This window comes from Arthrobacter sp. 01N442, assembly GCF_056399345.1.
Genome location: NZ_JBFTRD010000001.1, coordinates 298,245 through 321,824, shown reverse-complemented (window position 1 = coordinate 321,824; position 23,580 = coordinate 298,245). Strand labels below are relative to the sequence as shown.

Below are 23,580 nucleotides of genomic sequence, written 5' to 3'. Positions count from 1 at the left end.
CCCCCGCTTAGGCCGGCGCCATGACGCCCGGGGCCATGTGCAGCCGGGACGGGCTGTCCGGGGTCTGGTCAAGGCTCGGCTCGAGCCGGACGATGACGGCCTTCGAGATCGGCGTGTTGCTGCCCTCCGCCGTGTGGTTCAGCGGCACCAGCACGTTGGCCTCCGGGTAGTACGCGGCGGCGCAACCGCGGGCGGTCGGGTAGGAGACGACGCGGAACTTGCGCAGCACCCGCTCGATGCCGTCCTGGTACTGCCCGTGGATGTCCACGAAAAGCCCGTCGGCCAGGCCCAGCTCGTTCAGGTCCTCCGGATTCACGAACACCACGTGGCGGCCCTTCTTGATCCCGCGGTAGCGGTCGTTATGGCCGTAGATGGTGGTGTTGAACTGGTCGTGGGACCGCATGGTCTGCAGGATCAGGGTGCCCTCCGGCCGCTCCACGTGCTCGAGCTCGTTCACGGTGAGCACGGCCTTGCCGGTCGGCGTCGGGAAGGTGCGGGAGTCCCGGGGGCCGTTCTCGAGGATGAAGCCGCCTTCCTGGCGGATCCGGGTGTTGTAGTCCTTGCAGCCGCCGACGACCCGCGAGATGTGGTCCCGGATCAGGTCGTAGTTCTTCTCGTAGCCGTCCCAGTCCGCCTTGATCTTGTCGCCCACGAGGGCTTTGCCGAGGCGGCTGAGGATCGCCGGTTCGGAAAGCAGGTGGTGCGAGACGGGCTCCACGCTGCCCCACGAGGGGTGCACGGCGCACACCGTGTCCTCCACGGAGACGAACTGCTCGCCGGATTCCTGGATGTCGATCTCGGACCGGCCCATGGTGGGGAGGATCAGGGCTTCCGCGCCGGTCACCACGTGCGAGCGGTTGAGCTTGGTGGAGACCTGGATGGACATCTCCGTCCCGGCCACGGCCGCCTCGGCGGCGTTGGTGTCGGAAATGGCGCCGACAAAGTTGCCGCCCATCGCCATGAACACCTTGATCTCGCCGTCCTGCATCTTGTTGATGGTCTCGACGGCGTCCACGCCGTGCTCGCGGGGCGGTTCGAAGTCGAATTCCTCGCCGAGGGCTTCCATGAAGGACTGCGGCATCTGCTCCCAGATGCCCATGGTGCGGTCGCCCTGAACATTGGAATGGCCGCGGATCGGGGAGGCGCCAGCGCCGGGCTTGCCCATGTTGCCGCGGAGCAGGAGCAGGTTGATGATCTCCTTGATGGTGGCCACGCCCTTCTTCTGCTGCGTGACCCCCATGGCCCAGGTGATGATGACCTTGTCGGCCTTCAGGTAGCGGGCGGCGAGTTCGTCGATTTCCTCGGGGCGCAGGCCGGTGGCTTCCAGCACTGCCTGCTCGTCGAGGAGGGCCAGGTGTTCCTTGAGCTCCTCGAGCCCTTCGCAGTGCTCGGCGAGGAAGGCGTGGTCCAGGACGGTGCCGGGGTTCTTCGCCTCGGCGTCGAGCACGCGCTTGGAGACGGCCTGCAGCAGGGCCATGTCCCCGCCGATCCGGATGTGCATGAACTGGTCGGCGATGGAGGTGCCGCGGCCGATGATGCCCTTGACCTTCTGCGGGTTCTTGTACCGGTGCAGGCCCGCCTCGGGGAGCGGGTTGACGGCGACGATCTCGCCGCCGTTGTGCTTGCAGTTCTCCAGTTCGGTGAGCATGCGCGGGTGGTTGGTGCCCGGGTTCTGGCCCATGATGATGATCAAGTCCGCGTCGGCGTAGTCGTCGAAGTTGACCGTGGCCTTGCCGATGCCGATTGTCTGGCCCATCGCCCAGCCGGACGATTCATGGCACATGTTCGAGCAGTCCGGCAGGTTGTTGGTGCCGTAACCGCGGACCAGCAGCTGGTAGAGGAAAGCTGCCTCGTTGGAGGTGCGGCCGCTGGTGTAGAAGGAGGCCTCGTCCGGGGAGTCCAGGCCCTTGAGCTTCTCGGTGATGATCCGGATGGCCTCATCCCAGCTAATCGGCTTGTAGTGGTCTTCGCCGCTGGGCTTATAAACCGGTTCGGTGAGCCGGCCCTGCATGCCAAGCCAGTAGTCCGAGCGGTTGCGCAGTTCACTCACCGAGTGCTCCGCCCAGAACGACGTCGGGATGACCACCGGAGTCGCTTCCCAGGTGACGGCCTTGGCGCCGTTTTCGCAGAATTCGAAGGCCTTGCGGTGATGCGGATCCGGCCACGCGCAGCTCGGGCAGTCGAAGCCGTCCTTCTGGTTCATCTTCATGACCGTCTTGCGCGTGCGGTTCAGACCCATCTGCTCAACGGCAGGCTTCATGGAATGGTAGACACCCGGGACCCCGGCGGCCCAGTGCTTCGGCCCGTCGCCGACCTCCAGGTCCTTTTCCTCAGTTTCCTCAATGCGCGGAGCCTTACGAGTCACGTCAACTTCCCTTCTGCAGACGCCGCCCGTTCAGGCTGGCGCACCTCTACTCAAGCACACTACCTTTCGGCCTGTACCGGGCCTACCAGCAGGCCCGGAGCGCCGCGAGGGATCTGCGTCGAGGGACGGGCGGCGGCCCGTCGGTAGCTCACGCAAGCGCCGCGACGTCGTGGTCCCAGCTTTTTCCAAGGACGTCCCCGCATTCTGGTGCCACCATCAGCGTCCGGGGGACAACGGCCGGTCACCGACCGCCACCGTCCGCCGCGGCACAACTGCCAGGGGCCGCGACCAGGACGCCTGAGATGGGACCGCTGGCTGCCGGGTTCCCAGCGACCCGGCAGCTGGGCCGCCTCCGCCGCCGGCGGGTACTTCCCGCCGGGAAGTACCCGCCCTAACGGCCGGCCACCAGCCTGTCCCGGATCTCCCGGCGCAGGACCTTGCCGATCAGCGAGCGCGGCAGAACGTCCAGTATCTCAACGCGCCGGGGAACCTTGTAGGCCGCCAGGTGCCCGCGCGCGAAGTGCAGGAGTGCCCCCGTGTCGAGGCGGCTCCCCGCGGCGGGCACGACGGCGGCCACCACGTCCTCCCCGCCGCCGGGCCTGGGCAGCCCAACCACGGAGACCTCCGCGACGCCGGGGAACTCGGCGAGGACGTCCTCCACCTCGGTCGGTGAGACGTTGAAGCCGCCGGTGATGATCAGTTCCTTGATCCGGTCCCGGATAGTGACGAAGTGGTCCTTATCCACCGAGACGATGTCGCCGGTGCGGAACCAGCCGCCCTCCAGCAGGGCCTCCTCTGTCTCCTGGGGCCGGTTCCAATACCCGGCGAAAACTTGGGGGCCGCGGATCAGCAGCTCGCCCGCCTCGCCCGGGGCGCGGTCGATCCGGACGTTCTGCGGGTCCACCACGCGGATGTCGGTGAGCGGGAACGGGACTCCCACCGTGCCCGGCTTGCGGCTCGGGCCGAACGGGTTGCCGATCGAGATCGGCGAGGTCTCGGTCAGCCCGTACCCTTCGATCAGGTAGCCGCCGGTAGCCTTTTCCCACGTCTCCACGGTCGCCACCGGCAGGTTCATCGCCCCGGAAATAGAGAACCGGATTCCCTTGAGGCTGATGCCCTGCCGTGCCGCTCCGGCCGCGATCCGTTCATAGATCGGCGGGACGGCGGGCAGGAAGGTGGCCGGGGACTTCCGGTACGCCTTGAGCACCAGGTCGACGTCGAACTTGGGGAAGAGCACCAGCCGCGCGCCAATGCTCAGCGCAAAGGTCATGCACAGGGTCAGTCCGTAGGCGTGGAACATGGGCAGCACCGCGTACACGGTTTCGCGCCCGTCCTTGAGGCCGGGGACCCAAGCCCGCCCCTGGGCGGCGTTTGCCTGGAGGTTCGCGTGCGTGAGCATGGCGCCCTTCGGTTCACCGGTGGTGCCGCTGGTGTACTGCAGCACCGCGAGGTCCTCCGGTGCGGGGCGCGGGTGCCGCTTCTTGAGCTCGCCGGCCTTGAGGAGGTCGTGCCACGGCAGGACAGAGCGCCGCACGCCGTTGTGCACCCGGGGCGCGGGTTTGCCGGCGGCCAGGCCGGCCCGTGCCTTGCGGGCCGCCGGGAGCGGCAGCCGCAGCGCGAGCCGCTTGGCCAGCGGCATCGCGGGGATCAGCCCGACAGAGACGACGCTGCGCAGCCCAACGTCGGCCGGCAGCTGCAGCACCCGGTCCACCGCCTTGTCCCAGACGATGGCGACGGCGGCGCCATGGTCCTCGAACTGGTGGCGCAGTTCACGGTCCGTGTAGAGCGGGTTGTGCTCCACCACGACGGCGCCGAGCCGCAGCGCCGCGTGGAAGGCGATCACGTGCTGCGGGCAGTTCGGCAGGACCAGGGCAACCCGGTCACCGGCCTTCACACCGAGTTTCTTCAGCCCGGCGGCCGCCCGGCTGATCTGCGTCCCGAGTTCCCGGTAGCTGGTGGTCGCCCCGAAGAACTCGAGCGCCGTCTTGGCTCCGAAGCGCCGGACGGAGGCCTCCATCAGGTCCACGAGGGAACCCTTGGGGAGCTTGAGGTCGGCGGGTACGCCCGGGCTGTAGTGCCTGGTCCACGGACGGTCCGCCCAGGGCAGGCCGGGAACCGGGGCAGCTGGGAGCGGTTTCTTGTTCATGCGTAGTCCTTGCCACTGGGTTGGCGGAGTCCGGTTTGTGTTCCCCGCCCGAAGGCCTGCCCGGAGAGCCTGCCGGAAAAAGCCTACCGGGGCGGCTCAGGCAGGCCGGACCAGCCGTGGCTCCCAGCCGCCGGGTGCTCGTGACTTTCGGCCCTAGGTGGGGGCCGGGATTGCGCGGAAGGTGGGGTTGACGGACTCGGGAACGGAAGCACCATGAAACACGAGCAGCCGACCCTCCGGTTTTTCGGTGCAACTGACACCGTGACCGGCTCCCGCTACATGCTCGAAGCCGGCGGCCGCCGGGTTCTGGTCGACTGCGGGCTGTTCCAGGGCTACAAGCGCAGCCGCGAACGCAACCGCCTGCCGTTCCCGGTGCCGCCCCGCTCGATCGACGCCGTCGTCCTCACGCACGCGCACCTGGACCACACCGGCTACGTCCCGGCGCTGGTTCGGGACGGCTTCGCCGGGCCGGTCTATGCCACCGACGGGACCACCGAGCTCTGCAAGCTGATCCTGCCGGACAGCGGCTACCTGCAGGAGGAGGAGGCGCGTTACGCGACGCACCGCGGCTCCACCCGGCACAGCCCGGCGCTGCCGCTGTACACCACAGCGGATGCGGTCAAGTCGCTGAACAGCTTCAAGATCCGCGACTTCGACGATCCGCTGGATCTTGGCGGCGTTATGGAAATGACCTTCGTGCCTGCCGGTCACATCCTGGGCGCGGCGCAGGTGCACGTCAGGTTCGGCTCCCAGTCGGTGCACTTCACCGGCGACCTAGGCCGCTCCGATGATCCGTTCATGTTCCCGCCGCGACCGCTGGGCGCCGTCGACGTGCTTGTCACGGAGTCCACCTACGGCAACCGCAAGCACTCCACGCTGGATCCGGAGCAGCAGCTTGGGGAGATCATCACGCGCGTCGCCAAACGCGGCGGGGTGGTGATGTTTGCCGCGTTCGCCGTCGGACGGGCCGAGACGCTCATGCTGTACCTGTCCCGGCTCCGGCGCAGGAACGCCATCCCGGACATTCCGGTGTACCTCAACAGCCCGATGGCGATCGACGCCTCCGACATGTATCAGCGGCACCCCGAGGAACACCGGCTCACCCGGGACGAATACAAGAACATGTACAGCCTCGCCAAGCTCACCCGCAGCGTGGACGACTCCAAGCTGCTGAACTTGCGCGGCGGGCCAATGATCATCATCTCCGCCAGCGGGATGCTCACCGGCGGCAGGATCCTGCACCACCTCGCGGCCTACGGCCCGGACCCCAAGAACGCCCTCATTCTCAGCGGCTACCAGGCCGGGGGCACCCGCGGCGCGGCGCTGGCCGCGGGCGAGCGCGAGGTCCGGATCTACGGCGAGGACGTCAAGATCCGGGCCGAAGTCATCCAGATGGAGAACCTGTCCGCGCACGCCGACACAGACGGGCTGATCAACTGGATGCGGGCCGCGCCGCAGGAGCCGCGGATGACGTACATCACGCACGGCGAGCCCGACTCCTCGGACGCGCTGCGGGTCCGGATCAAACGCGAACTGGGGTGGCGGGCCAGGGTCCCGGAGCACCTGGAGCGGATCGAGATTGGGGACCCGCGGTGAACCCGGGCAGCGTCACCAAGTCGTCCGTCCTGGGCGAGATCCATTCCCTTGCGCGTCCCCTCCGCACCGAACGGGACCTTGACGGGCTGGTGCGGCGGGCCGCCGGGTGCCGGTTCACGGCGATCGGGGAAGCCTCGCACGGCACCCACGAGTTCTACACCTGGCGGGCCACGCTTAGCCGCCGGCTGATCGAGGAGCAGGGTTACACCTGGATCGGCGTGGAAGGGGATTGGCCCGACTGCTGGCGGATCAACCAGTGGGTGCGCGGACAGCACGGGCAGGACCAGGGCGTCCATGCGCTCCTCGCCGGTTTCCAGCGCTGGCCCACCTGGATGTGGGCGAACGAGGAAGTGGCCGGCTTCCTGGACTGGCTGCGCACCTGGAACTCGCGCCGCCCGCTGCCCGAACGGGTCGGGTTTTACGGCCTGGACGTGTACTCGCTCTGGGACTCGCTGCGCGAGATCATCGCCTGGCTCGAGGAGCACCTGCCCGACGCCGTTCCCGCCGCGATGCGCGCCTGGCAGTGCTTCCTGCCGCACCACGAGGACCCGCACCAGTACGCGTGGAGCACCCGGCTGGTCCCCAACTCCTGCGAGGCCGACGTCGTGGCACTGCTCAGCGAAGTACGGAGCCGCGTGTTCACCCCGGGAGACCACGATGAGGAAGCGTTCGACGCCGTCCAAAACGCCGAGGTCGCCGCGAACGCCGAACACTACTACCGGATCATGGTCCGCGGCGACCGACAGTCCTGGAACGTCCGGGACCACCACATGGCAGACACCATTGACCGGTTGAGCAGGCACCTGGGCGCAGCCTCCAAGGGCATCATCTGGGAGCACAACACCCACGTGGGCGATGCGCGTGCCACGGACATGGCGCAGGACGGCCTGGTCAACGTCGGCCAGCTGCTGCGGGAGCGGCACGCCCTCGACGGTGTCCTGCTCGTGGGCTTCGCCGCGCACCGCGGTGCGGTCATCGCCGCCGACTCCTGGGGGACGCCGGAGCGGATCATGCCCGTGCCCCCGGCGCGACCGGGCAGCCACGAGGATTTCCTGCACGAGGCCCTGGGCGTGCCCGCGGTGCTGGAGTTCGGCGACGACCGGACCGGACCATGGCTTGCGACCTGGCTGGGCCACCGCGCGATCGGCGTGGTCTACCACCCGGAACGGGAGCAAGGGAACTACGTCCCGACCCGGATGGGGGAGCGCTACGACGCACTGATCTGGCTTGAGCACACCGACGCGCTGCGCCCGGTGCACCACGAGGGGCCGCCCCGGGAGCCCGAATTCGAGACCGAACCGACCGGCTTCTAGGCGGATGTTGTGGGGCTTAAGGCCCTAACCGGGCGCCGGGGGCCGGGTCACACTGAATTGTCGGCAGAGCCCCGGGGCTGCCGGCGAGTCATGCCAAGGTGCAGCGGCCGCTAAGCAACGGCCTATGCAGCGGTCTCAGCAGTGGTCACAGAAGGGTGCGCTGCCGGGACCACCGTAGAGGTCACGTCAACGTTCACGCTATGGAAAAGAGCAGGATTCAGCATGAGTAAACCAATCGTCGTCGGCATCAACGGTTCGGCGGGCAGCGAGGCCGCGCTGACGTGGGCGCTGGAGCGCGCTGCCCGGCAGAAACTCGCCGTGGTCTGCGTCCACGCCGTGGACGACCGTTGGATGTCGCCGGACTTCCAGTACCACGAGCTGATCCGCGAATCCGGGATGGAGCTGCTGGAGAAGGCCAAGGCCAACGCGAAAAACCATGCCCCCGACGTGGACGTTGATATCCAGTTGCGGCACGGAAGCCCCGGATCGGCGCTGCGGGAAGTGTCCAAGGAAGCGTCCATGGTCGTCGTCGGCGGCCACGACAAGCACTGGATGGACGGCGGCCCAATGACGGACCGCGCCCTCCAGATCGTGACAGCCTCGGACAGCCCTGTCGCCGTCATCCCGGCCCAGCGCGCCGCCGGCGGCCACGGCGTGGTGGTCGGCGTGGACGGATCTGAGGAATCGCTCCAGGCCGTGGCGTTCGCCGCAGCCGAAGCCGACCGGGGCGGGGACGAACTAACCGTGGTCCTGGCGTTCCGCAGCCCTGCCCGCTGGGTGGAGCACCAGCTCCCCGAAAGCGGACTGGCGGAGACGATCGTCGAAGAAGACCGGATTGTGCTGGCTGAATCGGTCGCCGGCCTCGGGGACAAATACCCCGACCTCGTCGTCCACCAGCGGCTCGAAACCGACACCGACCCGGCGAAGGCCCTCGTCGACATTGCCCGCGAGGCACGGCTGCTGGTGGTCGGCAGCCGCGGCCGCGGAGGCTTTTCCCGGCTGGTACTCGGTTCCACAGCCCATGCCGTGTTGCTGAACGTGCCGTGCCCCACCGTGGTGACCCGGGTGCACAAGGTCAAGCACGAGGACTGAGCGGCCCGGGCTGCCGCTTACCGCGTGAGCCCCCTCTTCGGAGGGGGCTTTCCGCTGCCCGGCGCCGGTGGGAGGATGATGCCGTGGATTCCCTGTTCAATTTCTTCGGCCACAACTGGTGGCTGGTCTTCCCGCTGAGCGCCCTGCTGGCCAACTGGGCACGCTCCTGGAGTAAAGCCGCAGAACGCCGGCACCGCCGGAAAGTCGAGTTGTACCGGCTCAGGAACCAACAGGCGGACCTGGAGCTGGCCGGCCGCGCCGAAGTACAAGCCCTCATCGACGCCCACGACGCGGTCAACCGCCGCTGGCTGGACTACGAACTGGACGTGGGCAAACTCATTGACTTTCCGGTCATGACCGACGTTCGTGAGCCGCTCACCGTGGCCTTCCTCCGCGCCAAACGCGAGGCCGACGGCCTCCGTCCCTCCGACGCCGGGCAGATCACGACGGCGCCCCGGCTGGCGGAATACCGCGCCGCCGTGCGCGGCTTCGAGCTGGCCTTCGACGTCGCCGAGCGCGAAGCCCTCCGGATCAGGGACAGCAACTTCACCGGTCCCGAGCGCGAACGGCTCGCGACGGCCCGCAAACTGCTGCGGATCGCCTCCGACTCGGCGGCCACCCCGGCCGAACGGCAGTCCGCGTACAAACGGGCCCGCCGTGAACTGGACGGGCTGATTGTGCTGCCGGATGCGACCCTGGCCGAACTCGAAGGCAGGATCGCCGGGGTGCTCGACGCGGGCCCGGGCCGCGGCGCGCATGGCTGACCGCGCGGTCCGCGCCACCGGCCCCGCAGCCGGGCCAAACCCCGATGTTTTGCCCTGCACTCATTGGCACGTACGATCTATAGGGTTTCAGGACAGCTTTGGTGAACCGCACCGGTGCTCCCGGCTTGACGGCGGGTGAACAGTGAGAAGCAAGGCCGCCACGGGGAATGAAACTGCTGACCGTCGACTCTGCAGATTGGGCAACAGGTGGAAATCACCGTAATGGTGGCGCTGGTAATAGCGCTGGCGCTTTTCTTTGACTTCACGAACGGATTCCACGACACCGCCAACGCGATGGCGACGCCCATCGCGACCGGTGCCATCAAGCCGAAGACCGCCGTCGCTCTCGCGGCAGTGCTGAACCTGGTGGGCGCGTTTCTTTCCACCGAGGTGGCCAAGACGGTTTCCGGCGGCATCATCCGGGAAGGCTCCGACGGCGTCCAAATCACCCCGGACATCATCTTCGCCGGCCTGATGGGCGCGATTCTCTGGAACATGATCACCTGGCTCAAAGGCCTGCCTTCCAGTTCCTCGCACGCCCTCTTCGGCGGCCTGATCGGTGCGGCCATCGCCGGCATCGGCCTGCACTCGGTGAACTTCACCTCGGTGCTCCAGAAGGTCCTCCTGCCCGCCGTCTTCGCGCCGGTCATCGCCGCCGCCGTGGCCTACGTCTGCACCCGGCTCGCCTACGCGCTGACGGCACGGCACGACCCGGAGACCGGCAGCAAGCTCACGCAGAAGCGTGGCGGTTTCCGCACCGGGCAGATCTTCACCTCCAGCCTGGTGGCCCTCGCGCACGGTACGAATGATGCGCAGAAGACCATGGGCATCATCACTCTGGTGCTGATCTCGGCCGGTAGCCAGGCCCCCGGTTCGGGTCCGCAGCTCTGGGTCATTGCGGCCTGCGCCCTGGCCATCGCGGTCGGCACCTACTCCGGCGGCTGGCGGATCATCCGGACCATGGGCTCGGGCCTCACCGACGTCAAGCCCGCCCAGGGCTTCGCCGCGGAGACCAGCACCGCCGCGGCCATCCTGGCCTCCTCGCACCTCGGCTTTGCCCTGTCCACCACCCACGTGGCCTCCGGCTCCGTCATTGGCTCGGGCATGGGTCGCCGCGGCACCACCGTGCGCTGGGGCACTGCAGGGAAGATCGTCGTAGGCTGGCTCTTCACCCTCCCGGCCGCCGGAATCGTCGGCGCCCTGACCGCCCTGCTGGTGCACACCGGCACGGTCGGGTTCGTTATCGCCGCCGTCGCCGGGACGGCAGCCGTGGTCTACATGTTCGTTGCTTCCCGGAAGTCCCACGTCGGCCACCACAACGCCGTCGAGGTCGAAGAGGCCGGCCAGGCCATCCGGTTCGCGAAGAAGAAAGCGGCTGCGGTCAGCCGTACCAACAACTCCAAGGGTGGCCGGTAATGAAGTGGCTTGAACTCGTCCTGGTAGCGGGGGCCACCCTCGTCTCCGCTGTGACCGTCGTGGTCCTGTATGCCCTGGGCGTGCGGCTCACCGCCATCGCAGGGGATGCCCGCACCACCCAGCCCGGCTGGATCCGGCCGCTTTCCTACGTGTGCTTCGGCCTCTGCGGCGTCGCGGTGCTCTTCGGGCTGTACCTGATCATTCCGTACTTCACCAAGTAGCCGACGGCGGCGGCCCCCGCCGCGCCGCCCGCTTGGCCTCTGGGAAAAGCCCCCTGCGGTGGCTACGCTGGGCACATGCCCGGCTTCCAGTACTTCGTAGCGGCCTCCCTGGATGGCTTCATCGCCACCGCGGACGACAACCTCGACTGGCTGCTCCAGTTCGACGGCTTCGCCGGCGGCAAGGAGAGCTACGACGCGTTCATGGCCGACGTCGGCTGCATCGTGATGGGCGGGGACACCTACGCCTGGCTCCGGCAACACGAGAGCGGCTGGCCATACCCGGGCATCCCGTGCTGGATCTTCACGCACCACGAACTGTCCGCCCCCGCGGGCACGGACATCACCTACGTCCGGGGACCCGTGGCCGAATTCGCCGGGGACTTGACGGACGCCGCCGCGGGAAAGAATGTCTGGGTGGTAGGCGGGGGAGTCCTGGCCGCCCAGTTCGTCGACGCCGGGCTGCTGGACGAACTGATCCTCTCGGTCATCCCCATTGTGCTGGGCGGCGGGAAGCCGCTGCTTCCGCTGTCCGGCCCGACGGCGCCACTCGAGCTGCTCTCATCGCGGACCATGGGCCGCGGCATCGTCGAACTCCGCTACCGCCTCAGCGGCCGCGGCTGACGGACGTCAGACCGCCGCCAGCCCGGCGGCCGGCCGAGGGACGCCGGGCTCGCTACTCGCTAACGTCGCGAAGCAGGTTGGTGATCCGCGCAGTGGAAAGCCGCCGGCCCTGCTCGTCGGTCATGATGATTTCGTGCGTCGTGAGGGTCCGGCCCAGGTGGATGGCCGTGCAGGTCCCCGTCACGGTGCCGGAGGAGATCGAGCGGTGGTGCGTCGCGCCGACGTCGATCCCCAGGGCTTGGCGGCCCGGTCCCGCATGCATGGCGGCAGCGAAGGAGCCGAGGGTTTCGGCCAGCACCACGTGCGCGCCGCCGTGCAGGATCCCGGCGACCTGCGTGTTGCCCTCTACGGGCATGGTCGCGACCGTGCGCTCCGGGCTCAACTCGAGGAAGTGGATCCCCATCTTCACCACGAGGGCGCCCACACCCATCTGGCCCAACCAGCCGTGCAGTTCCGCGGGAACACCGGCGGCCTCAAGTTCGGCGGCGAACGGGGCGGGCGTGAAATTGTCGATCATGGGAACTAGGCTGGCACCTGTGAGCGAAACTACCAAACCGGCCCCCGCCCCTTCTGCCGCAGGCACCACCGAAGCCGCCGCAGGCACCGCGACAGGAATGACAGACACTGCTGCGTCGGCCGGCGGTTCCGTGCTCGTTGCCGAAAAGGCGAAGAAGCCGCGGCGCAGCACGCCCGAGGTCTCCGCCACCGAGGCTCCCGTCATCCCGATCACGGACCAGCCCCGCCTCCTTGTGCTCGACGGGCACTCCATGGCCTTCCGGGCCTTCTTCGCGCTGCCCGCGGACAAGTTCTCCACCGCCACCGGCCAGCACACCAACGCCGTGCATGGTTTCACCTCCATGCTGATCAACCTGATCAAGGCGCAGAAGCCCACCCACGTGGCTGTGGCGTTCGACGTCTCCGACGACACCACCCACCGCAAGGCCGAGTACGACGGCTACAAGGGCGGACGCAACGAGACGCCGCGGGAAATGAGCGGCCAGATCGACCTGATCGACAAGGTCATGGGCGCCTGGGGTATCAAGACCATCAAGCTCCCGGGCTGGGAGGCGGATGACATCCTGGCCACCCTCGCCGCCCAGGGCGAAGCGGCCGGCTTCGAGGTGCTCCTGGTCTCCGGTGACCGCGATGCCTTCCAGCTCATCACCGACAACGTCTTCGTGCTCTACCCCAAGAAGGGCGTGAGCGACATTCCCCGCATGGACGCGGACGCCATCCAGGAAAAGTACTTCGTGTCGCCGGCCCAGTACTCGGACCTCGCCGCCCTGGTGGGCGAAACGGCCGACAACCTTCCCGGCGTCCCCGGCGTCGGGCCCAAGACCGCGGCCAAATGGATCAACCTCTACGGCGGCCTCGAGGGTGTACTGGAGAACATCGACTCGATCGGCGGCAAGGTCGGCGATGCCCTTCGCGAGAATGTCGACGCCGTAAAGCGCAACCGCAAGCTCAACCGGTTGCGGACCGACCTGGAACTGCCCGTCACACTGGAGGACCTGGCCGATCCCAAGCCAGACCAGGCCGCGCTCGAGGAACTCTTCGACACGCTCGAATTCAAGACCATCCGCACCAGGCTCTTCGCCCTCTACGGCAGCGAGGTCACCGAGGCCGAACGCGAGACGCTGGCCACCCCGGACTACACCGTTCCCGCCACGGCAGCCGAGCTCAGCGCGTTCCTGGCCGGCGCGGAGGGCAACCGCGCCGCCGTCGCGGTGGACCTGGTCCCGGGCCGCATCGGCGAGGACGCGGCCGCCGTCGCGATCGTCCACGGCGAGTCCGCCGTCTACCTGGACCTCACCAGCCAGGACGCCGAAACCGAGAACGTCCTCGCCGCCTGGCTCCGCGATCCCTCGGCCGCCAAGGTCATGCACGGGTTCAAGGGCGCGCTCAAGGCGCTGTCCGCCCGCGGCATGGAACTGGCCGGCGTGGTGGATGACACCTCCATCTCCGGCTACCTCATCCAGCCCGACCGCCGCAGCTACGAGCTCGCCGAGCTGGCCCAGCACCACCTGAACCTCACCGTCTCCAAGGAGGAGGCGAAGGCGGGCCAGCTGGAGCTGGCGTTCGACGGCGACGACGCTGCCGCCGCCGGCGCGCTGGTCCATGTCGCCGCCGTCGTCCAGGCCCTGAGCCGCTACTTCGAAACCGAGCTGAAGGAGCGCGGGGCGCAGGAGCTGCTGACCACCCTTGAACTGCCCGTCAGCCGGGTCCTCGCCGACATGGAACTGGCGGGGATCGCCATCGACATGCAGCGCATGGACGAGCAACTGGCGGACCTGGCCAAGGTGATCGACAACGCCCAGGAGCAGGCGTTCGCGGCCATCGGCCACGAGGTGAACCTTGGCTCGCCGAAGCAGCTCCAGACCGTCCTGTTCGACGAGCTGGGCCTGCCGAAGACGAAGAAGATCAAGTCCGGGTACACCACGGATGCCGCCTCGCTGAAGAACCTGCTGGAAAAGACCGGGCATGAATTCCTGGTCCAGCTGATGGCGCATCGGGAGTCCTCGAAGCTCCGCCAGATGCTGGAATCGTTGAAGAAATCGGTCACGGAAGACGGCCGGATCCACACCACCTACGCGCAGAACGTCGCGGCAACGGGCCGGATCTCCTCCAACAATCCCAACCTGCAGAACATCCCGATCCGCAGCGAGGAAGGCCGCCGCGTGCGGGGCATCTTCGTCGTCAGCGAAGGCTACGAATGCCTGCTCTCCGCTGACTACTCGCAGATCGAAATGCGCATCATGGCCCACCTCTCGGGCGACCCCGGGCTGATCCAGGCCTACAAGGACGGCGAAGACCTGCACCGGTTTGTCGGTTCCAACATCTTCCACGTGCCCACCGACCAGGTCACCAGTGCGATGCGTTCCAAGGTCAAGGCGATGTCCTATGGCCTGGCTTACGGCCTGACCTCGTTCGGCCTGTCCAAGCAGCTGGAAATTTCCGTCGACGAGGCGCGGACCCTGATGAAGGACTACTTCGACCGGTTCGGCGCCGTCCGCGACTACCTGCGCGGCGTGGTGGACCAGGCCCGGATCGACGGGTACACCGCCACCATCGAGGGCCGCCGCCGGTACCTCCCGGATCTGACCAGTACCGACCGGCAGCTGCGTGAAAACGCCGAACGCATCGCGCTCAACTCGCCGATCCAGGGGTCCGCGGCGGACATCATCAAGCGGGCCATGCTTGGCGTTTCCGGCGCGCTGGCCGAGCAGGGGCTGAAATCACGGATGCTGCTGCAGGTCCATGATGAACTGGTCCTCGAGGTCGCCGAGGGTGAACGCGAGGCGGTCGAGAAGCTCGTGACGGAGCAGATGGGCGCCGCGGCCCAGCTGTCGGTGCCGCTGGAAGTCCAGATCGGTATCGGCACCAGCTGGTACGAAGCGGGGCACTAGGCCGGGCCGGCCGTTCAGTTCTTTCAAAGTTGCAAGAATTTCCAGGGGGAGAAGCACGTGGCAGAGCAGTATGAAATCCGGCGTTTCCAACCCGCGGCCAAGGACGACGCGGCATATCCGGAGTCGGTCGCCTGGATGCGGGCCGTAGCCTTCGGCTTCCACGACGCCCGCCGAAGCGACGAACGGGTCGACAAAGGCCTCGAGATGCAGCGCGTGGACGGACGTGTACTGACCGGCGCGTACCAGACCGGTCCGGTGTCCGAGCACGCCCTCGGCGCCGACGTGCCGGTGGCAACGTTCGGCACGATGACCAAGACGCTGAACATTGGCTACGGCCGGCTGCTGGATACCCGGCTCGTGACGGCCGTTACGGTGCGGACCTCGCACCGCCGCCGCGGACTGTTGCGCCGCATGATGGCGGAGGAGCTGGGGCTGGCACGGCAGGAGGGGCTGGCGATGGCGGCACTGACCGCATCGGAAGCGTCCATTTACGGCCGCTTCGGCTTCGGCGTCGCAACGTCCGAACAGTCGATCAGGGTCGACACGAGTGCCCGCTTCGTCCTGAAGCACACGCCCGTCGGGAGCGTCGAGGTGGCTGATCCCAAGGTGCTCCTTGAGTTGGCTCCGGCGATCTTCGAACGCCTGCACCGCCAGACGCCGGGCTCGGTGGGCCGGCACGAGTTCTACCGGCAGTTCACCTCCGGTTCCATCAGCCGTGAAGACGGTGAGGACCCCAAGGTCAAGGTCGCGCTGCACTACGACGCCGACGGCGCCGTGGACGGCTACGTGTCCTACAAGTTCGGCGGCTGGTCCAGCACCCCGTACACGATGGACGTCGTCGACCTGGTGGCCGCCACCCGGACCGCCTACCTGGAGCTGTGGCAATACCTCGGCGCCATCGACCTCGTCGAACGCGTGAGCTGGGACGAGGCGCCCGTGGACGATCCGCTGCCGTGGGCGCTCACGGACCCGCGCTGTGTCGATGCCTCGGACGCCCGGGACATGCTCTGGCTGCGGATCCTGGACGTGGAGAAAGCCCTGGCCGCGCGGCGCTACTCCGCCGACGGGACCCTCGTGCTTCGCGTCACCGACAGCCTCGGCTTCGCGGCCGGGACGTTCGTCCTGACGGTCAGCGGCGGCGAGGCAACGGTGACGCCGGCCCCTGACGCCGAACCGGACCTGTCACTGGACGTCGCGCACCTTGGCTCCCTCTACCTGGGCGCGGTCTGTCCGGTGACACTGCTGTCGGCCGGTCGGATCACCGAACACACCCCGGGGGCGGCGCTGACGGCGCGGCTGATGCTCGCCGTCGAACGCGCACCGCACTGCCTTACGCACTTCTAGAGCGGCGACGGCGGGCTCCGTTGCGCTTTGACCGGGGTTGGCGTATACGACTAGACTAAACGGGCGTGTACTACGTGTGCGCAACCTAATCCACAAAATCAGGATGACCCGGCGGATCGCCTTTGATTTGCCGTGTTCTTCACCCGTGTCGCCGACGCGGGTGGGACGGTTTGCCTGACCGACTAACTATCCACAACGGAGCCCCTACTACATGACCATCACCTCAACCGAGAAGTCAGGTACCCCCGTAGTCGCAATTAACGACATCGGTACCGCTGAGGACTTCCTCGCAGCAGTCGACGCCACCATCAAGTACTTCAACGACGGAGACCTCGTCGAAGGTACCGTCGTCAAGGTCGACCGCGACGAAGTTCTGCTCGACATCGGTTACAAGACCGAAGGTGTCATTCCCTCCCGCGAGCTTTCCATCAAGCACGACGTTGATCCCGGAGACGTTGTCTCCGTTGGCGATCAGGTCGAAGCCCTGGTGCTCACCAAGGAAGACAAAGAAGGCCGTCTGATCCTCTCCAAGAAGCGTGCTCAGTACGAGCGTGCCTGGGGCGACATCGAGAAGGTCAAGGAAGAAGACGGCGTCGTCACCGGTACCGTCATCGAGGTTGTCAAGGGTGGTCTTATCCTCGACATCGGCCTGCGCGGCTTCCTGCCCGCATCCCTGGTCGAGATGCGCCGTGTGCGCGACCTTGCTCCGTACATCGGTCAGCAGATCGAAGCCAAGATCATCGAGCTGGACAAGAACCGCAACAACGTTGTGCTGTCCCGCCGTGCGTGGCTCGAGCAGACCCAGTCCGAGGTCCGCTCCACGTTCCTCAACAAGCTGGAAAAGGGCCAGGTTCGTCCCGGCGTCGTTTCCTCCATCGTCAACTTCGGTGCCTTCGTGGACCTGGGCGGCGTAGACGGCCTGGTTCACGTTTCCGAGCTGTCCTGGAAGCACATCGACCACCCGTCCGAGGTTGTCGAAGTTGGCCAGGAAGTCACCGTCGAGGTTCTCGAGGTCGACCTGGACCGCGAGCGCGTTTCCCTGTCGCTCAAGGCTACGCAGGAAGATCCGTGGCAGACCTTCGCCCGCACCCACGCCCTCGGCCAGGTTGTTCCGGGTAAGGTCACCAAGCTGGTTCCGTTCGGCGCGTTCGTCCGCGTTGAAGACGGCATCGAAGGCCTGGTCCACATCTCCGAGCTCGCCGTGCGCCACGTTGAGCTGGCCGAGCAGGTTGTCTCCGTTGGCGACGAGCTCTTCGTCAAGGTCATCGACATCGACCTCGAACGCCGCCGCATCTCGCTGTCCCTCAAGCAGGCCAACGAGGGCGTCGACGCCGAGTCCACCGAATTCGATCCGGCTCTCTACGGCATGGCCGCTGAGTACGACGAAGAGGGCAACTACAAGTACCCGGAGGGCTTCGATCCGGAGTCCAACGAGTGGCTTGAAGGCTACGAGACGCAGCGCGCCGCCTGGGAGCAGCAGTACGCTGACGCCCAGACCCGCTGGGAAGCCCACAAGAAGCAGGTTGCCCAGCACGCTGCCGACGACGCTGCCGCTGCAACGTCCGGCGAGAGCGACTCCGGCACCACCAGCTACTCCTCCGAGCCGGCTGCAGCCGAGACCGGTGCAGGCACGCTTGCATCGGACGAAGCCCTTGCCGCTCTGCGCGAGAAGCTGACCGGCAACTAATTGCCACCGGCCCGGGTCGCCCCGGGCCAACCCAAGCGGGTCCCTGCCATGTGCAGGGGCCCGCTTTGGGTTAAGCGGGGTGCTGCTGCGCGGGACGTGGGGACATGCCCAGTCCTGGAGGCGGGGGCTGAGCATAGTGCGGCCATGTCCAGTGGCCGGCGTGGGCGCGGGACATGCTCCTCGCGCCGGCTGGATGTGTGACGGGGGACGGGCCTGGAGAATGCTGCCGGCGGATGTTCAGGCCGCGGTGCCGAGGATCCGGTCCGTGGCTTGGTCCGGATCCCCGCCGAAGTACTTGTCCAGGACGTGGCGGAACGCGGGCTCGTCAGGGGCCGCCCGCAGGAAGAGGGTCGACGACGAATGCAGCTTCCGTGCGTCGATGCCGCCGCAGATCTGCTCGGCGCTTCGGTCGGTGACGGCGTCGACCGCCCGGAAACACTCCAGGAGGCGGCTTCCGAGAACCGGGTGGTGCAGGTAAGTCCGAGCTTCATCCAAGGATGAGATGGCGTATTTCCGGGAAGTCGCGCTCTGCCCCAGCCCGGCGATTTGCGGAAAAATGAACCACATCCAGTGGCTCTGCTTGGAGCCGGCCCGCAACTCCGACAATGCGCGCTGGTAGGTACCCGCGGAGTCCTGGGCTTCGAGGAATCGTGAGAGGTTGTAGGGATCGTCCATGCATAGTCTCCTTGTTCATCGCCGTGCCCGGGCCGTCCGCTTTGTTGCCGTCGTCGCCGGGCGTAGGGCTCCCTTCATCCAACCACTGTCCTCGGGTCCGCGACAGGCCACGACCGGCCGCATCCCCGGATCCAGTGGGCGCGGGGGATGAGGTTGTCCACTGCGCACCCGGACCCGGCGGCTAGCCCAGCTTGAACCGCGCGCTGATCCGCTGTCCGTCGGCGGCGAGCTCGGCACCCGCGGAACGCAGCAAGGCCTGGGCTGCTGCATTTCCGGGGGTTGTTTCCGCCGCCAGCAGGTCCGCGCCGGCCGCCGCGGCCTGGGCTTTGACCAGGCGCAGCGCCTCCCGGCCGATGCCGCGGCCTCGAAAGCTCCGGCCCAGCCAGATCCCGGTCTCCAGGGCGCCGCCGTCGTGCGGGAACGTCACGGACCCCGCAGCGGACACCCGCTGCAGCCGGACGGATCCGGCCAACTCTCCATCAGCCGTGATTGCCCAGGTTTTCTGCCGCGCCGGGCCGTCGAGCCCTGCGGCAGCCGCGCGGTGGTAGGCGCGGAACCAGCTGATCCGTTCGGTGTTCCAACCCTCGGCGGTCCCGAGCGGCGGGGTGACTTCATCGGCGTCGGCCTCGTGCAGGGCGACTGCCAGGAGCCGCTCCAGCACGGGATCCGTCACGTCGACCAGCGCCACCACCGGCACCGGATCAGTCGATGGCAACATCGGTCCACTCCGTTTCTCCGGGCAGCAGTTCGGCGCTTCCGGCCGAAATTGCCGCAAGCCGATCAGCGGCCTCCGCCAGCCCCGCCGGGTCGTCCGGCAACGCCAGCCGGAGGACCGTCGTCTGCGCATCATAGCTGGTGCCGGCCATGACATAGCCGGCCGACCGTAACTCGTTCTCAAGCCGCCCGGCGGCTGCGTGCGGCACCGGCACGGCGCAGATCCGCAGCCGCTGGCGGCGTACCAGCGGCGCCAATTCCAGCGCGGCGGACACCGACTCGGAGTAGGCCCGGACCAGTCCGCCCGCACCGAGCAGGATCCCGCCGAAATAGCGGACGACGACGGCGGTCACGTCGCTCAGGTCGGTCACGCCGGGGGCGGTTTCGCGTTTCAGCAACGCTTCCAGCATCGGAATGCCGGCGGTGCCGGAGGGTTCGCCGTCGTCGCTGGAGCGCTGCACGCCGCGGTCCGGCCCGAGGATGAACGCCGAGCAGTGGTGCCGGGCGTCGTGGAATTCCCGTCGCAGGCCGGAGATGAGCGCCCGGGCGCTGTCCTCGTCGGCGGTGCGCTGGAGCACCGTGATGAAGCGGGACCGTTTGATCTCCAGCTCGTGCCGGAAGCTGCCGCCGGCCGCGAGTGTTGTGTACACGGTGGCTCCGTCTCTCGGAGAAACCGCGTCGATTGGCACGGCTTCAGTTTAGTCTGGTGGGGTGCTGAAGATCGGTTTGACGGGCGGCATCGCCTCAGGGAAGTCAGTGGTGGCCTCGCGGCTGCGTGAACTGGGCGCCGTGGTGGTCGACGCCGACGCGTTGGCCCGCGAGGTCGTCGAGCCCGGGACACCCGGTCTGGCGCGGGTGGTGGAAGCCTTCAGTTCCGCCATCCTGGATCCCCACGGCGCCCTGGACCGAGCCCGCCTGGGCGCCCTCGTGTTCGGTGATCCCGAACGCCTGGCGGTGCTGAACGGCATCATCCACCCCCTCGTCCGGGAGCGCGCCGCCGCCCTCGCGGCCGGCGCCCCGAAAGGCGCAGTCGTGGTCCAGGATATTCCGCTCCTGGTCGAGACCGGCCAGGGCGCCCACTTCCATCTCGTCGTGGTGGTGGACGCTCCGGAAGACGTCCGGGTACGTCGGATGGTGGAGCACCGGAAGATGACGGTCGAGGAGGCCCGCTCGCGCATGGCCGCCCAGGCCACCCGGGACGCCCGGCTGGCGGCGGCCGACGTCGTGCTGGACAACGCGGGCTCCAAGGAGGAACTGCGGGACGCGGTGGACCGGCTCTGGCAGCGCCGGCTGCTCCCGTTCGCGGAGAACCTGACCAAGCACCGGGTGGCCCCGCGCACCGGCGGCCCCGTGCTCAGTCCGGCCAATCCGGACTGGCCGGCCCAGGCCTCCCGGATCGCGGCCCGCCTGCTGGCAGTGGCGCCCCGGGACGTCTTCGCCGTGGACCACATCGGCTCTACCGCGGTTCCGGGACTCGACGCCAAGGACGTGCTGGATTTGCAGCTCACCGTCCGTGACCTGGCGACGGCGGACCGCCTCGAGCCGCTGCTGGCGGCGGCGGGCTACCCGCGCTGGCCCGGCATCGGCCCGGACAACCCCAAGCCCGCCCACCCCGACCCCGCCGACTGGGACAAGCGCGTGCACGGCAGCGCGGACCCCCGCCGGGCCGTGAACCTGCACATTCGGGCCGCGGGGTCGCCCGGCTGGAGGTATGCGCTGTGCTTCCGCGACTGGCTGCGCGACGACGCCGGGGCGCGCGCCGACTACCTCGCGGAAAAGCGCCGCGCGGCCCGACGGCACGGCGTGGACAAGTCCACCGCGGCCTACGCGGCGGACAAGGAGGAGTGGTTCACCGGCCACGCCGCTCCGCGGATGGAAGAGTGGGCCCGCCGCACCGGTTGGCTGCCGCCGTCGTACGCCGCCTCCGGACCGGCGGGTACCGCCCAAAGCTGAATCCGGCTTTCCTGTCGGAGGGCGGCGGTAGATTAGTAGCATGAGCCTTGCCCAGGAAATCAACCGTGTCGTGGCGCCCTTCGAGGTTATTAGCGAGTTCAAACCGGCCGGAGACCAGCCCGCCGCGATCGCTGAACTGACCGAGCGCATCCAGAATGGCGAGAAGGATGTGGTGCTTCTCGGCGCCACCGGTACCGGTAAGAGCGCGACGACGGCGTGGCTGATCGAGCAGGTCCAGCGGCCCACCCTGGTGATGGTGCAAAACAAGACGCTCGCCGCCCAGCTGGCCAACGAATTCCGTGAACTGCTGCCGAACAACGCGGTCGAGTACTTCGTCTCGTACTACGACTACTACCAGCCGGAAGCCTACGTGGCCCAGACCGACACCTTCATCGAGAAGGACTCCTCCGTCAACGAGGAAGTCGAACGGCTCCGGCACTCCGCGACGAACGCCCTGCTGACCCGGCGCGACGTGATTGTGGTCGCCACCGTCTCCTGCATCTACGGCCTCGGCACCCCGGAGGAATACATCGCCGGCATGGTGACCCTCCGCAAGGGCGCCCAGATGAACCGCGACGACCTGCTCCGGAAATTCGTCTCGATGCAGTACACCCGCAATGACATGGATTTCCACCGCGGCACGTTCCGGGTCCGCGGCGACACCGTGGAAATCATCCCGATGTACGAGGAACTGGCGATCCGGATCGAGTTCTTCGGCGACGAGATCGAGAACATTTACACCCTGCACCCGCTGACCGGCGAGGTGATCCGGGACGAAACCGAGATGTACGTCTTCCCCGCGTCGCACTATGTCGCCGGTCCGGAACGGATGGCCCGGGCGATCAAGCGGATCGAGGACGAGCTGGCGGACCGCCTCAAGGTGCTCGAGAGCCAGAACAAACTGGTCGAAGCCCAGCGGCTGCGCATGCGCACCACCTACGACCTGGAAATGATGCAGCAGATGGGGTTCTGCAACGGCATCGAGAACTACTCCTCCCACATCGACGGCCGCGCCCGCGGCACGGCGCCGCACTGCCTCCTCGACTACTTCCCGGACGACTTCCTGCTGGTCATCGACGAATCCCACGTCACCGTGCCGCAGATCGGCGCCATGTACGAGGGCGACATGTCCCGTAAGCGGAACCTCGTGGACCACGGCTTCCGGCTTCCCTCCGCCATGGACAACCGCCCGCTCAAATGGGACGAGTTCCAGGAGCGCGTGGGCCAGACCGTCTACCTGTCGGCAACCCCGGGCAAGTACGAGCTCGGCAAGGCGGACGGCTTCGTGCAGCAGATCATCCGCCCCACCGGCCTGATCGATCCCGAGGTCATCGTCAAACCCACCAAGGGCCAGATCGACGACCTGCTGGGCGAGATCCGCACCCGCACCGCCAAGAATGAACGCGTCCTCGTCACCACGCTGACCAAGCGGATGGCCGAGGACCTCACCGACTATCTGCTGGGCCACGGCGTGAAGGTCGAGTACCTGCACTCCGACGTCGACACGCTGCGCCGCGTGGAGCTGCTCCGTGAACTGCGGATGGGCGTCTTCGACGTGCTGGTCGGCATCAACCTGCTCCGCGAAGGCCTGGACCTGCCCGAAGTTTCGCTGGTGAGCATTCTGGACGCGGACAAGGAGGGCTTCCTCCGCTCGGCGACCTCGCTGATCCAGACCATCGGCCGTGCGGCCCGAAACGTCTCCGGCCAGGTCCACATGTACGCGGACAAGATCACCGACTCGATGGCGCAGGCCATCGACGAAACCAACCGCCGCCGCGCGATCCAGGTGGCATACAACACCGAAAAGGGCATTGACCCACAGCCGCTGCGCAAGAAGATCGCCGACATCACCGACCAGCTGGCCAAGGAGGACGCGGACACCCGCGAGCTGCTGGCCAGCGCGGGGAAGGCGCGCGGCAAGGGCAAGGGCGGCTCCAAGGTTCGTGCCGACGGCCTCGCCGCGGCCCCTGCCGAGGACCTGGTGGGCCTGATCGAACAGTTGACCGAGCAGATGCACGCTGCCGCCGGCGAGCTGCAGTTCGAGCTCGCGGCCCGGCTCCGCGACGAGGTCGGAGAACTGAAGAAGGAGCTGCGCCAGATGCAGTCGGCCGGGCACGCCTGAGGTAAAGTGGATCAAACGTAGGGGAGTATCCCAAGCGCTACGATCGTCAACACGCACGGCACAGATGCCCTGCCGGGCGTAGCGGGCAGCGAATCTGCACCTGATGGCGACAGCCCAGGTGCGGCAGCTCAGCCGGAGAGACTT

18 protein-coding genes are annotated in these 23,580 nt (G+C 67.7%); 12 read left to right on the top strand and 6 right to left on the bottom strand.

Annotated elements, in window-relative coordinates; all coding sequences use genetic code 11:
• Nucleotides 1-7: 7 nt before the first annotated feature.
• Together AC1DNC_RS01415 and AC1DNC_RS01410 are read right to left on the bottom strand one after the other, a co-directional pair.
• A complete protein-coding gene (locus tag AC1DNC_RS01415; RefSeq protein ID WP_476860781.1) occupies nucleotides 8-2,365 on the bottom strand; it encodes an FdhF/YdeP family oxidoreductase in 2,358 nt (785 codons plus the stop codon).
• Between the two features lie 391 nt (nucleotides 2,366-2,756).
• On the bottom strand, nucleotides 2,757-4,511 hold the full coding sequence (locus tag AC1DNC_RS01410; RefSeq protein WP_476860780.1) for a long-chain-fatty-acid--CoA ligase: 1,755 nt from the start codon (nucleotides 4,509-4,511) through the stop codon (nucleotides 2,757-2,759).
• Between the two features lie 213 nt (nucleotides 4,512-4,724).
• On the opposite strand from AC1DNC_RS01410, the gene AC1DNC_RS01405 reads away from it, so the two are divergent.
• The 7 genes from AC1DNC_RS01405 (at nucleotide 4,725) to AC1DNC_RS01375 (ending at nucleotide 11,534) form a co-directional block, all read left to right on the top strand.
• Nucleotides 4,725-6,107, top strand: a complete 1,383-nt coding sequence (locus tag AC1DNC_RS01405; RefSeq protein WP_476860779.1) for an MBL fold metallo-hydrolase RNA specificity domain-containing protein — start codon at nucleotides 4,725-4,727, stop codon at nucleotides 6,105-6,107.
• On the top strand, nucleotides 6,104-7,420 hold the full coding sequence (locus AC1DNC_RS01400) for an erythromycin esterase family protein (protein ID WP_476860778.1): 1,317 nt from the start codon (nucleotides 6,104-6,106) through the stop codon (nucleotides 7,418-7,420). The genes AC1DNC_RS01405 and AC1DNC_RS01400 overlap by 4 nt, the downstream gene beginning before the upstream one ends.
• A gap of 222 nt (nucleotides 7,421-7,642) precedes the next feature.
• Nucleotides 7,643-8,512 (top strand): universal stress protein, encoded by an 870-nt coding sequence (locus tag AC1DNC_RS01395; RefSeq protein WP_476860777.1) that lies wholly within the window; start codon nucleotides 7,643-7,645, stop codon nucleotides 8,510-8,512.
• An 83-nt stretch (nucleotides 8,513-8,595) separates the two neighbouring features.
• A complete protein-coding gene (locus AC1DNC_RS01390; RefSeq protein ID WP_476860776.1) occupies nucleotides 8,596-9,276 on the top strand; it encodes a hypothetical protein in 681 nt (226 codons plus the stop codon).
• Between the two features lie 207 nt (nucleotides 9,277-9,483).
• Nucleotides 9,484-10,692: an inorganic phosphate transporter gene (locus tag AC1DNC_RS01385; protein WP_476860775.1), complete on the top strand. Its 1,209-nt coding sequence runs from the start codon at nucleotides 9,484-9,486 to the stop codon at nucleotides 10,690-10,692.
• Nucleotides 10,692-10,913: a hypothetical protein gene (locus AC1DNC_RS01380; protein WP_476860774.1), complete on the top strand. Its 222-nt coding sequence runs from the start codon at nucleotides 10,692-10,694 to the stop codon at nucleotides 10,911-10,913. Before AC1DNC_RS01385 ends, AC1DNC_RS01380 begins: the two co-directional genes overlap by 1 nt.
• A gap of 75 nt (nucleotides 10,914-10,988) precedes the next feature.
• Nucleotides 10,989-11,534: a dihydrofolate reductase family protein gene (locus AC1DNC_RS01375; protein ID WP_476860773.1), complete on the top strand. Its 546-nt coding sequence runs from the start codon at nucleotides 10,989-10,991 to the stop codon at nucleotides 11,532-11,534.
• Nucleotides 11,535-11,586: 52 nt separating this feature from the next.
• Here AC1DNC_RS01375 and AC1DNC_RS01370 read toward each other — a convergent pair whose 3' ends face one another.
• Nucleotides 11,587-12,051 (bottom strand): hotdog fold thioesterase, encoded by a 465-nt coding sequence (locus AC1DNC_RS01370; RefSeq protein WP_476860772.1) that lies wholly within the window; start codon nucleotides 12,049-12,051, stop codon nucleotides 11,587-11,589.
• Between the two features lie 250 nt (nucleotides 12,052-12,301).
• Here AC1DNC_RS01370 and polA point away from each other — a divergent pair, with 250 nt between their 5' ends.
• The 3 genes from polA to rpsA all read left to right on the top strand — a co-directional run bounded on the left by polA (nucleotide 12,302) and on the right by rpsA (nucleotide 17,972).
• Nucleotides 12,302-14,941, top strand: coding sequence for a DNA polymerase I (polA, locus tag AC1DNC_RS01365; RefSeq protein ID WP_476860959.1), 2,640 nt, complete (start codon nucleotides 12,302-12,304; stop codon nucleotides 14,939-14,941).
• A gap of 57 nt (nucleotides 14,942-14,998) precedes the next feature.
• Nucleotides 14,999-16,285 carry a GNAT family N-acetyltransferase gene (locus tag AC1DNC_RS01360; protein ID WP_476860771.1) on the top strand — a complete coding sequence of 429 codons (1,287 nt, stop codon included), beginning with the start codon at nucleotides 14,999-15,001 and terminating at the stop codon, nucleotides 16,283-16,285.
• A gap of 211 nt (nucleotides 16,286-16,496) precedes the next feature.
• Nucleotides 16,497-17,972 (top strand): 30S ribosomal protein S1, encoded by a 1,476-nt coding sequence (gene rpsA / locus AC1DNC_RS01355; RefSeq protein WP_175323298.1) that lies wholly within the window; start codon nucleotides 16,497-16,499, stop codon nucleotides 17,970-17,972.
• A gap of 237 nt (nucleotides 17,973-18,209) precedes the next feature.
• Here rpsA and AC1DNC_RS01350 read toward each other — a convergent pair whose 3' ends face one another.
• The 3 genes from AC1DNC_RS01350 to AC1DNC_RS01340 form a co-directional block, all read right to left on the bottom strand.
• Entirely contained in the window at nucleotides 18,210-18,647 is a 438-nt protein-coding gene (locus AC1DNC_RS01350) for a DUF1810 domain-containing protein (protein ID WP_476860770.1), read from the bottom strand.
• Nucleotides 18,648-18,828: 181 nt separating this feature from the next.
• The gene (locus AC1DNC_RS01345) at nucleotides 18,829-19,365 is read right to left on the bottom strand and encodes a GNAT family N-acetyltransferase (protein WP_476860769.1); all 537 of its coding nucleotides are present in this window, start codon (nucleotides 19,363-19,365) and stop codon (nucleotides 18,829-18,831) included.
• Nucleotides 19,349-20,011: an IMPACT family protein gene (locus tag AC1DNC_RS01340; RefSeq protein ID WP_476860768.1), complete on the bottom strand. Its 663-nt coding sequence runs from the start codon at nucleotides 20,009-20,011 to the stop codon at nucleotides 19,349-19,351. Before AC1DNC_RS01340 ends, AC1DNC_RS01345 begins: the two co-directional genes overlap by 17 nt.
• Nucleotides 20,012-20,072: 61 nt before the next feature.
• Here AC1DNC_RS01340 and coaE point away from each other — a divergent pair, with 61 nt between their 5' ends.
• Nucleotides 20,073-21,314 carry a dephospho-CoA kinase gene (gene coaE, locus AC1DNC_RS01335; protein ID WP_476860767.1) on the top strand — a complete coding sequence of 414 codons (1,242 nt, stop codon included), beginning with the start codon at nucleotides 20,073-20,075 and terminating at the stop codon, nucleotides 21,312-21,314.
• 40 nt (nucleotides 21,315-21,354) lie between these two features.
• The gene (gene uvrB / locus AC1DNC_RS01330; RefSeq protein WP_476860766.1) at nucleotides 21,355-23,436 is read left to right on the top strand and encodes an excinuclease ABC subunit UvrB; all 2,082 of its coding nucleotides are present in this window, start codon (nucleotides 21,355-21,357) and stop codon (nucleotides 23,434-23,436) included.
• The last annotated feature ends 144 nt before the right edge of the window (nucleotides 23,437-23,580 follow it).

What these genes read in the sequence shown, in the direction of transcription:
- AC1DNC_RS01410 (WP_476860780.1), bottom strand. Translation starts at nt 4,511, where the DNA reads ATGAACAAGAAACCGCTCCCAGCTGCCCCGGTTCCCGGCCTGCCCTGG.
- AC1DNC_RS01405 (WP_476860779.1), top strand. Translation starts at nt 4,725, where the DNA reads ATGAAACACGAGCAGCCGACCCTCCGGTTTTTCGGTGCAACTGACACC.
- AC1DNC_RS01395 (WP_476860777.1), top strand. Translation starts at nt 7,643, where the DNA reads ATGAGTAAACCAATCGTCGTCGGCATCAACGGTTCGGCGGGCAGCGAG.
- AC1DNC_RS01380 (WP_476860774.1), top strand. Translation starts at nt 10,692, where the DNA reads ATGAAGTGGCTTGAACTCGTCCTGGTAGCGGGGGCCACCCTCGTCTCC.
- AC1DNC_RS01375 (WP_476860773.1), top strand. Translation starts at nt 10,989, where the DNA reads ATGCCCGGCTTCCAGTACTTCGTAGCGGCCTCCCTGGATGGCTTCATC.
- AC1DNC_RS01370 (WP_476860772.1), bottom strand. Translation starts at nt 12,051, where the DNA reads ATGATCGACAATTTCACGCCCGCCCCGTTCGCCGCCGAACTTGAGGCC.
- polA (WP_476860959.1), top strand. Translation starts at nt 12,302, where the DNA reads ATGGCCTTCCGGGCCTTCTTCGCGCTGCCCGCGGACAAGTTCTCCACC.
- rpsA (WP_175323298.1), top strand. Translation starts at nt 16,497, where the DNA reads ATGACCATCACCTCAACCGAGAAGTCAGGTACCCCCGTAGTCGCAATT.
- AC1DNC_RS01350 (WP_476860770.1), bottom strand. Translation starts at nt 18,647, where the DNA reads ATGGACGATCCCTACAACCTCTCACGATTCCTCGAAGCCCAGGACTCC.
- AC1DNC_RS01345 (WP_476860769.1), bottom strand. Translation starts at nt 19,365, where the DNA reads ATGTTGCCATCGACTGATCCGGTGCCGGTGGTGGCGCTGGTCGACGTG.
- uvrB (WP_476860766.1), top strand. Translation starts at nt 21,355, where the DNA reads ATGAGCCTTGCCCAGGAAATCAACCGTGTCGTGGCGCCCTTCGAGGTT.